We start from the raw sequence: 12,554 nt of genomic DNA, 5'->3' as shown, positions 1-12,554 counted from the left end.
AATGCCGACGAAATTTAGCTAATCCTAATGGCTATTTTTAATAAAATGAAAAGGGGGGGGGGGGTGTTAATATTTGGCCAGAGATGGTCTCAAAGTAATTTTGAGTTTGTGATTTGTTAGAATCTCTTTACATCTATTTCTGATAGTAACTTCTGTTACACCTGCAATACTTGAAACGTCTCTTTGTAGAACGTTTTGTCCAAGTAGTACTGATGAGACATAAAGATATGCTGCAGCAATTCCATTTGGAGATTTTCCATCTGAAATACTGTTGTCTTTTGTCTTTTCTGCAATTTCTAAGGCTAGTCTTTCTACTCTAACCTCAGTCTGTGTCATATTTGCTATCTTTGAGATGTATTTGTCCATGGTCAATACTGGAGCTTTAATTGCTCCCATTTCCATTACCATGGTTCGATAATATCTTGCTGCAAGTTTTGTTTTTGATTTAACATCTTTTGCTGGAACAATTTCTCGGCAAATTTCTTCTAATGATCTTACGACGTTACATTGTTTACATGCCATATAGATTGTTGCTGCTGTAATACAAGCTACAGACTTTCCTTTGACATCCATATGTCCATCCAAATTTCTATAAATCATTGAAGTTGTTTCCAACACATTTTTTGAAAGATTAAGTGATTCACATGTTTCACCCATTTTTGCTAAAACATTTGCAAGTCGTCTTTCTTTTGGTGTTGATACTCTAACTCTTTGTTGCCATTTTCTGAGATGATTCATTTGGTTTGCAACTTCGTGATTGATTCTTTTTCCACTGAAGTCTTTTGCACTAATTGAAATCTCAGTTGTTATTCCCAAATCATGTTGAGAATATGTTGTTTGTCCTGTTGCTCTTGCAAGCTTCATTTTATCTTCGAGATTCGAACTTATTGTTTCTGGACCACTATCTGTAATCTGATCATCGACAACTACTCCACAACCAGAACAGATTATTTCGCCATTTTGCATATCATCGATTAATGATGATTTACATTCTGGACAGTTTTCGGTTTGTAATATGTTCATCTTCTTCTTCTCCTAAATTTTTTTGGTTTATTTGCAGTAGATTGCTCAAAAATGAAAACACGTTTTCCAACAAATTTGTTGATACTATTTGTTAAGGGCGTTGCTGATGCAAACGGCCTTTTTATTGGACCAATTAGTTCCATTACTTTTGCAACTCTAGTTCCTTTGTTGTCACAGAGTATTTGTCCTTCAACTAATTCTTTTGAAAGTTGAACGATTACCCTGCCACTACCGGCTAGGTGCATTATTTCGCCTACCTCCTGCAATTAACAATACTAGAAATGCTTACACTATCATAGACTTCTGTCAACTTTACTTTAGCTAAAAGCTAGAATTCATTTTATTTTGTTTGCTTGGCTCTTTTTGAAATAAGTTTTTGTGAAATTTTGTTAAGAATTATTGTCTTAGAGGATCCTTTTGGTAACACAACATAGCCTGACCTTACAAATGGTCTTCTTGGAAATCTTACTTTTTCTTCAGATTCTGTAATTTCATAACCCGCTGCCTTTGTTGCATCCATTAGTTCTTTTAAGGAAGGATCAAAAATGCATTTTTCTAATCCTAATCTTCTACCTTTTGATTTCTTTAAATTTTTGTTAAAATAATCCAACCAGATTACGATGTGCTCGTAATCTTTCATTTTATTCCTTGAGTAAAACTGCGTTAGCTATTCCAGTTTGTCCTGGTTTAGAAACAACTTTACATTTACCTTCTTGTGTTTCAAGAATTGCACCTTTGCTGATGATTCCTCTTCTTCTGTAATCGTTGTTTGTTGCATTATCTAGAACTTTGATAATTTTTGTTTTAATTACTTTGGAATCTCCTTTTGCTAAATTAACAAAATCAATTGATTTCAAAGCTACTTTGTTATTATTTCCTCTAACTCTTCTAGTTACTGTAACTTGAGCACCATTAATTGCTTCATTTGGATATCTATCAGTTTCATATTTTCTTCTAATTCTAAGTGGACTTCTTCTTCCTCCCGTTGTTTTACTGGTTGCTAAATTTTCTACTGATTTTCTCACAAAAAATTAATTGAATTACTCTAATTTATACAAAACGCCATAAATTAGCCTTAAATCAAAATTTTTCTATTTACTTTCTGCTGTGATTTGTAGTGATCTGTTTGTTTGACCTTTACTTGCAGTTTTTCTTACTTTTGAAAATAATCTTGATTTGAGATCTTCGACATCTCCTTTAATCCCAAAATATTTTTGGAATTTTTCAGTAGTTGTATAAATTTTCAATCTTCCTACATTTTGATGAGTGATATAGTCTAATTGTCTTAGTTCTTTGAGATGTGCATATACTCCTGAACCTCTAGTTTCTACAAGCTGTTTAGATGCAATTGGCTGCATGTATGCAATATATGATAATGTCTTTAATGTTGCATTTGGTAAAACTGGTTTTGATGCATATCTCTTAACTGTAGAACTGTATTCTGGTTTTAATTGCATTACATATGTTCCATCTGGTAAAATTACAATTTCTAATGCTTTGAATGCAGTTCTTGTTTTTTTCATAATTGTTTCAAGCAAGTCTAATGTTTTTGTTCTTGATTCTGTGCCTGACGCTCTAATGATATCTTCTATTCTCAGTGGTCTTCCTGCTGAATATAGAGCTGCTTCAATTCTTGCAGTTGCTTCAATTATATTTTCAACTCTTGCCATCTTGAAAAATTCTCCTTTTGAATATCATTAAACTTTCTTTCATTTTTCTTCTAGTTGTTCACTCATGAGTATAATTTTAATGTCATCATTTTGCTGTTCCAAATCTACTTTTTGGTCTCTTGCTAAAAATAGTGCTGCAAAGAAACATCTGATTGAATCTACTTGGTCTAAATCTGTGATAATTTCTTGGAGTAATCCAAATCCTTTACTTGCAATTTTTTTCATAATCAATTCTTCATATTTTCCAATAATACTTTCTAATGAAATAAAATATTCCTGAAAATCCGGTGCTTCAATTGGTTCAATGTCTAATTTTTTATTTCTTCGTGATTGTGGGTTTGCGATTGTTCCGATGAGATTTTGTAATAATCCCAACAAGTCATCTAATGAAACTGGATATGTTGATTCATGTCTGTATGGAATATCGATTAATTCAATATCTACATCGGTTCGTTGTGTAGTTGGTTTTTTCTCCATGGCTGCTCTTTGTAATGCAAAAATACTTTCTACTTTCATTCTGTAAATCAATGATGACGACAATGCTGCCATTCCAGCAACTTTAAGATCCTTTTTCCCCGTTTTTTCAAGAATCTTAATTAATAAATTCAAAATTTGAATTAGATCTATTTCCCAAACATCTTTTTTAATTACTGATGATGGATTGAATAGGATATTTACTGGTTCTTGAGAAATACTGTTTGGTGTTTTAGATTCATTCACAAATTGACTATTTTATTATTCCATAATATCTAATTACTCTACTTTTTTCTTACTTCCAGTCAACTCTTATATTGCAAAATAATGAATTCATTTTATGAAAGCAGCACGAATTATTGAACCTGATAAACCACTTGAACTAAATCAAGTTGAAATTTCTGATCCTACTGGAACTCAAGTATTACTCAAAGTTATTTCCACAGGTGTCTGTCACAGTGATCTTCATCTTTGGGAAGGTGGATATGATACAGGTGATGGATTCATGAAGGTAACAGATAGAGGTGTAAAATTCCCTGTTACTCCTGGTCATGAGGTTGTTGGTACTATTGAAAAAATTGGTGAATCTGTAAAGGATGTGAAAATTGGTGATACTGTCTTAGTTTACCCTTGGATTGGATGTGCAAAATGCCCAACTTGTGAAAAAGGTGATACAAATTTGTGTGAAACTCCAAAATCATTAGGTGTTTTTCAAGATGGAGGATATGCTGAAAAAGTTATTGTTCCTGATTACAAATTTTTAGCAAATATAGGTGATGTCGATCCTGATTCAGCATCTTCACTAGCATGCTCTGGATTAACTGCTTATACTGCAGTCAAGAAAGCATTAGTAAATAACCCTGAATCAATTTTGATTGTAGGTGCAGGTGGTTTAGGTTTGATGGGTGTTCAGATTGCAAGCCATATGGCAAAATGTAAAATCATTTGTGCAGACATTGATGATGAGAAACTAAAAACTGCAAAAGAATTGGGTGCAACTGATGTTGTTAACACAAAAGAAAGTGGTGCATCACAAAAAATTATGTCTATCTGTAATGAAAAGGGTGTTGATAGTATAGTTGATTTTGTTAATGCACCTCCAACTGTAAAACTTGCTTTATCTGTTGTAAGGAAACGTGGAAATATTATCTTAGTTGGTTTGTTTGGTGGTTCTGTAGATTTACCATTAGTTTCTGTACCGTTAAAGGCAATTACAATTCAAGGTGCTTATACTGGAAACTACAAAGACATGGTTGAATTAATTGAACTTGCAAAACAAGGTGTTATCAATCCAATTGTATCAAAACATTATACTTTGGATGAAGCAACCGGTGCTTTAGATGATCTAAAGAATAGAAAAATTATTGGTCGTGCAGTAATTAATCCTTAATCAAAACTTATTCTTCTAAAATCCAACCTTTCTTGATTATTTCTTTATCTTCACTTTCACCAATTCCAGTTGCATATCTCCAAATATGACTTGCGTTAGTTTGCATATTGTTTTTAATTTTTAATAGTGACTCTGTTTCAAATTCTAAATTTTGATTTGCAGTTCCACATTCTTTACAAAATTTACATTTTTCATCTAATGTGATTGGATTTGATTCAATAAGTGGATAAGCACTACATGCAAGTGGCTTGGTTTTGTATATTTTGCATGGATAACCTCCATGAGTTGATTTTTGTCCACTTTTAGTATCTAAAAAGGGACACGTATTGCCATTATCTTCGATTCCAATTAATTGATATGCTAAAATTTCTGTGGGAAGTTGATTTGGATTTTCTGAGACCCCTATCCTTGGTAAAATTTTAATTTTGATTTTATTGTCTTCAGCAATTTTTTCTATTTTTTCTTTTTCATCTGGTAAAATCAATACGCCTATTTTTCCAAATTGTTTATTTGGATAATATTCCCTTTTAACGCAACAATCAGAGCATTCTTCGACACATCTAAACTCCATATCTTGTTTATTCTTGAAATAGATAAAATTCCTTCTACTTTTTGTTTTAGTTTTTTAAGACCTCATCAGTTATATGGTTACTAGATCTAGACTTTTTGTGGGTAAGCGTCAAGTAAAAAATGAAAGTGCACTAAAAGAGATTCGTCTTCCTGAAGAAGGTGAATTGTTTGGACGAGTCTTGAAAATGATGGGCGGAGAAAATGTTATGATAAAATGTGATGATAATGTTACTAGGAGAGGTAGAATTCGTGGAAAATTAAAGAGACGTGTATGGATTCGAGATAATGACATTGTAATAATTGCTCCATGGGATTTTAATGATAACGAACGTGGTGATATTGTTTGGAGATTCACATTGCCACAAGTAGAGTGGTTAAAAGATAATGGCCATATTGCAAAAGATTTCTAGAATCAAAATATGCCTTAGTTAATATAGCGAATACATTGTTTTAGAGTTTATGGAACAAGGTACCGTAAAATGGTTCAACCGTACTAAGGGCTTTGGTTTTATCGAAAGAGAAAGTGGCGACGATATGTTCGTACACAAATCTGACGTTGATGGATTCATTAACGAAGGCGATAAAGTCGAGTTTGAAATCGGAGAAGGCCAAAAAGGCCCAGCAGCACAAAAAGTCAAAAAATTAGAGTAGACAATTGAATTTTTAAATTAAGATTTCATCTATGTTTTCTTAAACAGTCTATTTTTTTATTATTTTTAAATTAAATGTAAAAATTACATTTCTTTTTGAAATTTTCACATCTCTATGTTCGATAATCGTGAGGAATTCTTAAATTCATACTCTTCATTAGAGTTCAATGGTTGTAGGGTCCTTAATGACATACGCTACTGTAAAGGCATATAGTTTAAAAGGTAAATTACTTTCAAAAAAAAACATTTCAAACATTAGCAGAATCTAGAAACCTTGATGAATTTACAAGTCGTTTAAACAGTACTTCTTACTCTGATTACATTCGGAAAATTCCAAAACCTTACACTTCAAATAATCTTTAGATTAGTTTTAGGTGAAAACAATCTGAATTGTATTGCATGATGAATTCTGTAGGCGGTTCAAATTTACTAATGGCTTATTATTAAAAATTCATTTTAAAAATTTAAAAAATTTTCTTAAAGAAAAAATTTTGAGAAAAACTCAATCTGAGATAGAATCTACAATGGGATTAAAGACTGAAGAATTAATTCCACGTAGAGATGTTACACTGAAAACTTTAACTTCAAAAAATGTTGAAGAAGTAATTAGTAATTTAAAATCCTGTAATTTTGGAAACGATATTGAAAAAGCAGTAGTGCTTTACAATGATTTGGGTGAAATTGGTGTAATTGACACATATCTTGATAAAATTTTATATCAAAATTAGCTGATAGTATCAAAAGTAAGGTGGATTTAAATCTGTTAAAATTATTTGGAACTGAATTTGATTTGTATAATATCACAAATATTGTACGTGGAAAATTTTGGAATTTAAATGAACAATCCCTTCATGACTTGTTAGTTTCTCATATTTCTGGTAATAGTGATGAATTACTATCCAAGATGATTTCTGCTGAAAATCTTAAAAGTAGTTTTATGGAGTTATCTAAAACAAAATTTTCTGAAATTATTCCTTCTGAAGCAGATGATATTGTTATGATGAATGAATTTGATAGAAAATCTGATTTATTTTTGTATAATTCATTACTTCGAGAATTTACAAATATGTTCAAATTATCTACTGTGGTGTCTGTTGTTAGATTATATGATTATGGGATCATAAATTTATCTTCAATTTCATATGCCGTTGAAAATACCATTTCCAGCAATATTGTTGTGTCAAAAATAATCACTTCGGAATGACCAATATTTTGTTTAATGTGGATCTCTTTTTTTGTAAAAATTTTGTGGTCCCGCGGGCATGAATTGAACATGCGACAACCCGGTTTCTGTATGCCTGATATGCTGTTTTTCGGTCAGCCATCTTAAGCCAACAACTACAGCCGGAAGCTCTACCAGGCTGAGCTACCACGGGACAAAAATTATGTGTATTGAGTTATTAAAAAACCATCGTGCTTTTTTAATTTGGTCTAATATATTGATAAATACTCTAAAAATTTCTCATTAATAATGTCTGAATTAAAATTGTCTTATTCGGGATATGTTTGTGCACCTTATTTACACAATCGTGATTCTCTTGAATTAAAAGAATCTTGGTCAAGTTCTAAAAATATTGAAAAATTATTTTTTGTAACTGGAACTTTTTCAAGTGATAGTCAACCCTATTTTTCAACTTCAGCAAACCACTACTTATTAGCTAAATTTAAGGACAGTTCAATTGTAGAAAAAGAATTATCTCAACATGTACAAGAAAAAACTTCATTTGTTTTCAATATTCATGATGATCTCTTCGAACGGGAAGTTTTAGGTGAAACAAATTTCATTTCTATTTATTATCTAGAATATGGTGAAGATATGGATGATTTAGTTGAAATTGCTGGCTTATTATTAAAAAGAGAAAAAATTGAAGTTGCTGGAATTGGAAACATGACTACTACTTGCTCTATTCCTTCAAAATTTACGTTCCCCTATTCTGAAAATATGATTGTAATTGAAGTGGCAAGTGAAAAAAGTCATCAAAGCGTCAAAAAATATTGTGATCAAACACAACGTGATGTAACTAGGAAAGGTTTTACTTTATCAAATCTCTTGAGTCTTTCTATTCTTGATCAACTAAAGTAGAGTTAAATATTCGAGCAAAAACTGAATTTTATGAGTAAACCATCTGATTTGGGTTCATTGAAAATTGGATCATACATTCTACTACCTCACTCTGATCAACCTAGTGGGGAACCATGTAGAATTATTGAGTACGATACTTCAAAACCTGGAAAACACGGTGCAGCAAAAGCTAGAATCGTTGGTCAGGGAATTTTTGATGGCAAAAATAGACCTCATGTTGGACCTGTAAGTATGCAAATCCATGTTCCAATGATTAACAAGAAAGTTGGTCAAATAATCTCAATAAATGGTGATACTGTACAAGTTATGGATAATGAATCCTTTGAAACTATTGACATTGCAATGATTGACGACTCTGTTCAAGGAAAATTGGAAAACGGACAAAATGTTGAATATTGGGTTGTAATGGATAATACAAAAATCATGAGTATTAAAAATAGTTAAACTTAGAATTCTGCAACATATTTTCATTATTTGATTTCAATCATAGCACTAAAATTCTATAATTGTAACACTATTACAGATGCTGATGATTATCGGAAAAGCCGTCTGATTTGTGATGACGATTATGAGTATTGAGGCATCTCAATCAAAAATTTTAGAATTTTATTAGAGTCTCATTTTTATTAATTGATGAAATTAGCTTGTCTTTTTTCTGGTGGGAAAGATAGTACTTATGCAATTCATCTTGCTAAAAAACAAGGACATGAGATTGTGTGTCTCTTGAGTGTTTTTGCAAAATCTGATGAAAGTCATCTTTTACATCACCCAAATTTAAAATGGACAAAATTACAATCTAAATCCTTGAAAATTCCTCAATTAACTATCTCTTCTTCTTCAGATGAAACAAATGATGAATTAATTGTGTTAGAAAAATTATTGAAAAATGCTATAGATGAATTTAAAATCGAGGGATTGGTTCATGGTGGAATAAAAAGTAAATTTCAAAAAGAAAAATTTGAAAGTTTGTGTGGGAAATTAAATTTGATTTCTGTTTCCCCCTTATGGGAAAGTGAACCAAAAAAATACATGAATGATTTGATGGAATCCAATTTTCATTTTATTATGACTACTGTTTCATCTGATGGTTTAGACGATCAATGGCTAGGAAAATTAATTTCAAAATCTGATATGAAAAAATTAGAAATTTTATCTGACAAATTTGGATTTAATTTGAATTTTGAAGGTGGAGAGGCTGAAACCTTTGTTATAGATTGTCCTTTATTTTCTAATTCTATTAAAATTAATAAATTCACAAAAAATTGGGATGGTTATAGAGGAAGGTTTGAAATAGTGGATGCGGAGTTAAATTGCAATGCTTGATGGATTAAAAAGTAGCTTAGGAGATGCAATTAAAAAAATTGTTAAATCTTCAGGCATTGATGAGGAATTAATTAAAGATCTTTGTAAAGATGTTCAACGGGCTTTATTGACCTCTGATGTCAATGTTCGACTAGTACTTGAAATTACTAAAAGGTTAGAAGAACGCTCGTTAAATGAAACTCCTCCTCCTGGATTATCTCGTAAAGATCATATTGTGAAAATTCTATATGATGAATTATCAAAATTATTGGGTAACGAGTCTGATTTCGAACTTAAACCTGGAAAACAAAATAAAATTATTTTATTGGGAATTCAGGGAAGTGGTAAAACTACTGTTGCATCAAAACTTGCAAAATTTTTGACTGGACAAGGTCATAAGGTTGGTGTTGTTGGTGCTGATACTTATCGACCAGGTGCATTGGTTCAATTAAAAATGATGTGTGAAAAATCAAATGTCGAAGTTTATGGTGAAGAAAATAATAAAGATTCTCCAAATATTGTCCAAAATGGATTAAAACATTTTGCAGGACAACCTCTTGATGTAATAATTATTGATACTGCTGGTCGTCACAAAGAAGAACAAGATTTACTTGAAGAGATGAGTAGAATCAATAAAGTTGCAGATCCTGATTTAGCTCTACTTGTAATTGATGGAACAATTGGTCAACAATGTTTCAATCAAGCTGAAGCATTTCATAAAACTATCCCTGTTGGTGGTGTTATAATTTCAAAATTAGATAGTTCTGCAAAAGGTGGCGGCGCATTAGCTGCATCTGCAGCAACTGGTGCTCAAATTATGTACATTGGTACTGGTGAAAGAATTGATGATTTAGAAAAATTTTCTCCGACTAGATTTGTTGGCAGATTACTTGGGATGGGTGATATTCAGGCTGTATTAGATTTAGCAAAAAGATTAGAAAATGAAGGTGATGATGTTAGAATGAAACGTATTTCCAGTGGAAAAATGAACATGGATGATTTCTTTTATCAATTAGAAGAAGTAACAAAAGTTGGTTCACTAAAAGGACTTCTTGACAGTATGCCGGGAATGTCTGGAATGGTAAAAGAAGATCAAGTTGATCAAATGGAAGACAGAGTATCCAAATGGAGATACATTATTCAAAGTATGAATAAAGATGAAAAAGCAGACCCTGATTTACTCAATTCTTCAAGAATCAAAAGGATTGCTAGAGGTTCTGGATGGCCTGAAAGTGAAGTAAAAGAATTAATGAAAAATTATAAAAATTCAAAGAATTTGATGAAAGCTTCTAAAGGTCGTCAAATGCAGGGCACTTTAAGAAAAATGGGTTTGGGATAACTGATATTATCTCAAATCAAAAATGTCTAAATATTCTACTGTCCTTTCTTCTTCAAAGGAAATTATTGAAAAATATGATTTATGTAATTTTTGTTTAGGTAGATTATTTTCAAAACAACTTCGTTTATCTTCAAATAAATTACTTGGTAAAAAACTAAAGAATGGTCATAGTTCCAATAACCCATGTCACATTTGTAAAAATCTCTTTGATAATTTGGATTATTTTTCAAAATTAATGCTAGATTCATCCTTAGATTATGGATTTGATACTTTTAGTATTGGAACAATAGTTAAGCCTTCTATAATTGATAGAGATGATGCTTTAAAATCTGAATTTAAGTTACGAGGAATTGATGGTATAAAATCTGATATTGCAAAAGAATTGGGAAAACTTTTTTCAAAAAAGACAAAAAAAATTATTAATTATATTGATCCAGATGTCATTTTTACTGTTAATCTCAAAGAACATTCTTGTAATCTATATTCAAAACCTCTTGTTATTTCTGGAAGGTATACTAAATCTAAACGAGGATATTCTCAAAAACAGAAATCTTGTGATAATTGTTCTGGAAAGGGATGCAGAACTTGTAATTTTCATGGAATTACAGAATTTGATAGTATTGAGGGAATTATCTCAAAATTAATTTTTAAAAAATTTGGTGGAACTACGACAAAATTTACTTGGATAGGCGGTGAAGATAAATCTAGTTTGGTATTGGGTTCTGGTCGGCCTTTTGTAGTTAAACTCCAAAATCCTGTAAAAAGGAAAAAAAGACTTTTTGATTTTCTTTCTGATTCTATCTCTGTTTCAAATATGAAAATAATCGATGATTATCCTAAAACTCCTTTGAAGTTTTCTTCTTTGATTTCTATTAAAATTGCTACTGATTCAAAATTTGAATCCAAACATCTGAAAAAATTAAAAACTCTCAAAAATATTCCTATTATAATTTCTGAAAAATCTGGAAGATCTTACGAAAAAAAAATTTTTGATTTGAGTTATAGAAAAAACTCTGATCATTTGATAGTATTAAAAATTAAGGCTGAAGGTGGATTGCCAATTAAACGATTTGTGACTGGAACTAACGTTGAACCTAATGTTTCTGTAACTATTGGAACTAATTGTATTGCTAAGGAATTTGATTTTCTCAAAATTTTTGTAAATGATAACAATTAACTAGCACTAAATATCGTAATTTATCATGCCAATGAGAAAAAAAGGTAAACATCAAAGACATGCTGATCAAAGAGCAAATACTCGTAGAGTAAAAAAAGCAAAATGTGGAAAACCTAGATCGTAAGAAAATCAACATTTTTACATTAAAATTTTTAATAATTAATGTTGGATCCTTTAGTTCGTTTTAGAGATGCATATTCTAAGGGTCTTATACCTGAAGATGTTTATGATCTTACTTTGAAGCGTTTTCCAATTACAGTTGCTGGAATTAATCGAATTGAAAAAGCATCTGGTATTCAATACCCTGTAGCATATGTTGAACCTTCTTTGGTACTATCTTCATCTGATCCAAATTCATATGAATATGGAATTTTATTTGCAAGGACAATTCCTGTAATGTTTGAGGAAAAATTTCAAGTTGTTATTCAAATTTCTGCTCCTTTGATTGCTTATGGGTTGAAAGGTACCATACATGCAATTTTGGCTCATGAATTTTTACATTTTTTAGAATTAATTAGAAAAATCTCAAAAATGGAATTAATTTCTGACGAATTATCTGGAAATTTATTTGAAAATGTGTATAGTGATGAAACTAGATTGTTTGAACCTCGAGCTGTTTTTAATGATAGAACATTACTAAATCATATCACAAAAAAATTTCCATCTGGTTTTCGTGATTACAAACTTGAAGATAAAGTAATAAAATTTTGGTCTGATAGAAATTTGCCTAAATCTAATATTTCTTTAGATGCCAACAATGTGAAATTATCTGCTGAATCTTTATCCAACATTAAACTTGATCCTAAATTTATTTTAAAAATTACTGAGCTGGAAGAAAAAAGTGCAAAAATACGTAAAAAAATATTGTACTAAATA

16 protein-coding genes, 1 tRNA gene and 1 pseudogene are annotated in these 12,554 nt (G+C 30.9%); 10 read left to right on the top strand and 8 right to left on the bottom strand.

The window, feature by feature from the left end:
* Positions 1–66: 66 nt before the first annotated feature.
* From AW732_RS01955 to AW732_RS01930, 6 genes are all read right to left on the bottom strand, one after another.
* Positions 67–1,023, bottom strand: coding sequence for a TFIIB-type zinc ribbon-containing protein (locus AW732_RS01955; protein ID WP_067957753.1), 957 nt, complete (start codon positions 1,021–1,023; stop codon positions 67–69).
* The gene (locus AW732_RS01950; RefSeq protein ID WP_156416049.1) at positions 1,020–1,289 is read right to left on the bottom strand and encodes a Gar1/Naf1 family protein; all 270 of its coding nucleotides are present in this window, start codon (positions 1,287–1,289) and stop codon (positions 1,020–1,022) included. Before AW732_RS01950 ends, AW732_RS01955 begins: the two co-directional genes overlap by 4 nt.
* A gap of 74 nt (positions 1,290–1,363) precedes the next feature.
* Positions 1,364–1,663, bottom strand: coding sequence for a signal recognition particle subunit SRP19/SEC65 family protein (locus AW732_RS01945; protein ID WP_067957747.1), 300 nt, complete (start codon positions 1,661–1,663; stop codon positions 1,364–1,366).
* A 1-nt stretch (position 1,664) separates the two neighbouring features.
* Positions 1,665–2,048 carry a 30S ribosomal protein S8e gene (locus AW732_RS01940; RefSeq protein ID WP_067957745.1) on the bottom strand — a complete coding sequence of 128 codons (384 nt, stop codon included), beginning with the start codon at positions 2,046–2,048 and terminating at the stop codon, positions 1,665–1,667.
* 66 nt (positions 2,049–2,114) lie between these two features.
* Positions 2,115–2,693 (bottom strand): SMC-Scp complex subunit ScpB, encoded by a 579-nt coding sequence (locus AW732_RS01935; RefSeq protein ID WP_067957742.1) that lies wholly within the window; start codon positions 2,691–2,693, stop codon positions 2,115–2,117.
* Between the two features lie 39 nt (positions 2,694–2,732).
* Complete coding sequence (locus AW732_RS01930; protein ID WP_067957737.1) at positions 2,733–3,413, bottom strand: chromosome segregation protein ScpA; 681 nt, start codon at positions 3,411–3,413, stop codon at positions 2,733–2,735.
* A gap of 94 nt (positions 3,414–3,507) precedes the next feature.
* Here AW732_RS01930 and AW732_RS01925 point away from each other — a divergent pair, with 94 nt between their 5' ends.
* The gene (locus tag AW732_RS01925; protein WP_067957733.1) at positions 3,508–4,557 is read left to right on the top strand and encodes an alcohol dehydrogenase; all 1,050 of its coding nucleotides are present in this window, start codon (positions 3,508–3,510) and stop codon (positions 4,555–4,557) included.
* A gap of 7 nt (positions 4,558–4,564) precedes the next feature.
* On the opposite strand, the gene AW732_RS01920 is transcribed toward AW732_RS01925, so the two are convergent.
* The gene (locus AW732_RS01920; protein ID WP_067957730.1) at positions 4,565–5,128 is read right to left on the bottom strand and encodes a YkgJ family cysteine cluster protein; all 564 of its coding nucleotides are present in this window, start codon (positions 5,126–5,128) and stop codon (positions 4,565–4,567) included.
* Positions 5,129–5,225: 97 nt separating this feature from the next.
* On the opposite strand from AW732_RS01920, the gene AW732_RS01915 reads away from it, so the two are divergent.
* The 3 genes and pseudogenes from AW732_RS01915 (at position 5,226) to AW732_RS09050 (ending at position 6,981) form a co-directional block, all read left to right on the top strand.
* Positions 5,226–5,537, top strand: coding sequence for a translation initiation factor eIF-1A (locus AW732_RS01915; RefSeq protein ID WP_067957868.1), 312 nt, complete (start codon positions 5,226–5,228; stop codon positions 5,535–5,537).
* A gap of 49 nt (positions 5,538–5,586) precedes the next feature.
* Positions 5,587–5,778: a cold-shock protein gene (locus AW732_RS01910; RefSeq protein ID WP_067957727.1), complete on the top strand. Its 192-nt coding sequence runs from the start codon at positions 5,587–5,589 to the stop codon at positions 5,776–5,778.
* A gap of 394 nt (positions 5,779–6,172) precedes the next feature.
* A pseudogene (locus tag AW732_RS09050) lies at positions 6,173–6,981 on the top strand (V-type ATPase subunit).
* 45 nt (positions 6,982–7,026) lie between these two features.
* Here the strand turns inward: AW732_RS09050 and AW732_RS01895 are convergent.
* A tRNA-Tyr gene (locus AW732_RS01895) sits at positions 7,027–7,153 on the bottom strand.
* Between the two features lie 95 nt (positions 7,154–7,248).
* Here AW732_RS01895 and AW732_RS01890 point away from each other — a divergent pair.
* The 6 genes from AW732_RS01890 to AW732_RS01865 all read left to right on the top strand — a co-directional run bounded on the left by AW732_RS01890 (position 7,249) and on the right by AW732_RS01865 (position 12,551).
* The gene (locus tag AW732_RS01890) at positions 7,249–7,860 is read left to right on the top strand and encodes a hypothetical protein (RefSeq protein WP_067957719.1); all 612 of its coding nucleotides are present in this window, start codon (positions 7,249–7,251) and stop codon (positions 7,858–7,860) included.
* A gap of 30 nt (positions 7,861–7,890) precedes the next feature.
* The gene (locus AW732_RS01885) at positions 7,891–8,304 is read left to right on the top strand and encodes a translation initiation factor IF-5A (protein ID WP_067957715.1); all 414 of its coding nucleotides are present in this window, start codon (positions 7,891–7,893) and stop codon (positions 8,302–8,304) included.
* Positions 8,305–8,493: 189 nt separating this feature from the next.
* On the top strand, positions 8,494–9,183 hold the full coding sequence (locus AW732_RS01880) for a diphthine--ammonia ligase (protein WP_067957713.1): 690 nt from the start codon (positions 8,494–8,496) through the stop codon (positions 9,181–9,183).
* On the top strand, positions 9,176–10,501 hold the full coding sequence (locus AW732_RS01875) for a signal recognition particle receptor subunit alpha (RefSeq protein ID WP_067957710.1): 1,326 nt from the start codon (positions 9,176–9,178) through the stop codon (positions 10,499–10,501). Before AW732_RS01880 ends, AW732_RS01875 begins: the two co-directional genes overlap by 8 nt.
* A 22-nt stretch (positions 10,502–10,523) precedes the next feature.
* A complete protein-coding gene (locus AW732_RS01870) occupies positions 10,524–11,678 on the top strand; it encodes a tRNA pseudouridine(54/55) synthase Pus10 (protein ID WP_067957707.1) in 1,155 nt (384 codons plus the stop codon).
* A gap of 162 nt (positions 11,679–11,840) precedes the next feature.
* Positions 11,841–12,551: a hypothetical protein gene (locus AW732_RS01865; RefSeq protein ID WP_082697390.1), complete on the top strand. Its 711-nt coding sequence runs from the start codon at positions 11,841–11,843 to the stop codon at positions 12,549–12,551.
* Positions 12,552–12,554: the final 3 nt, after the last annotated feature.

The organism is Nitrosopumilus sp. Nsub, from assembly GCF_001541925.1.
Taxonomy (GTDB): Archaea; Thermoproteota; Nitrososphaeria; order Nitrososphaerales; family Nitrosopumilaceae; genus Nitrosopumilus.
Note: the sequence above shows the minus strand (reverse complement) of the source record. Positions and strands in the feature narration are given on the sequence as shown.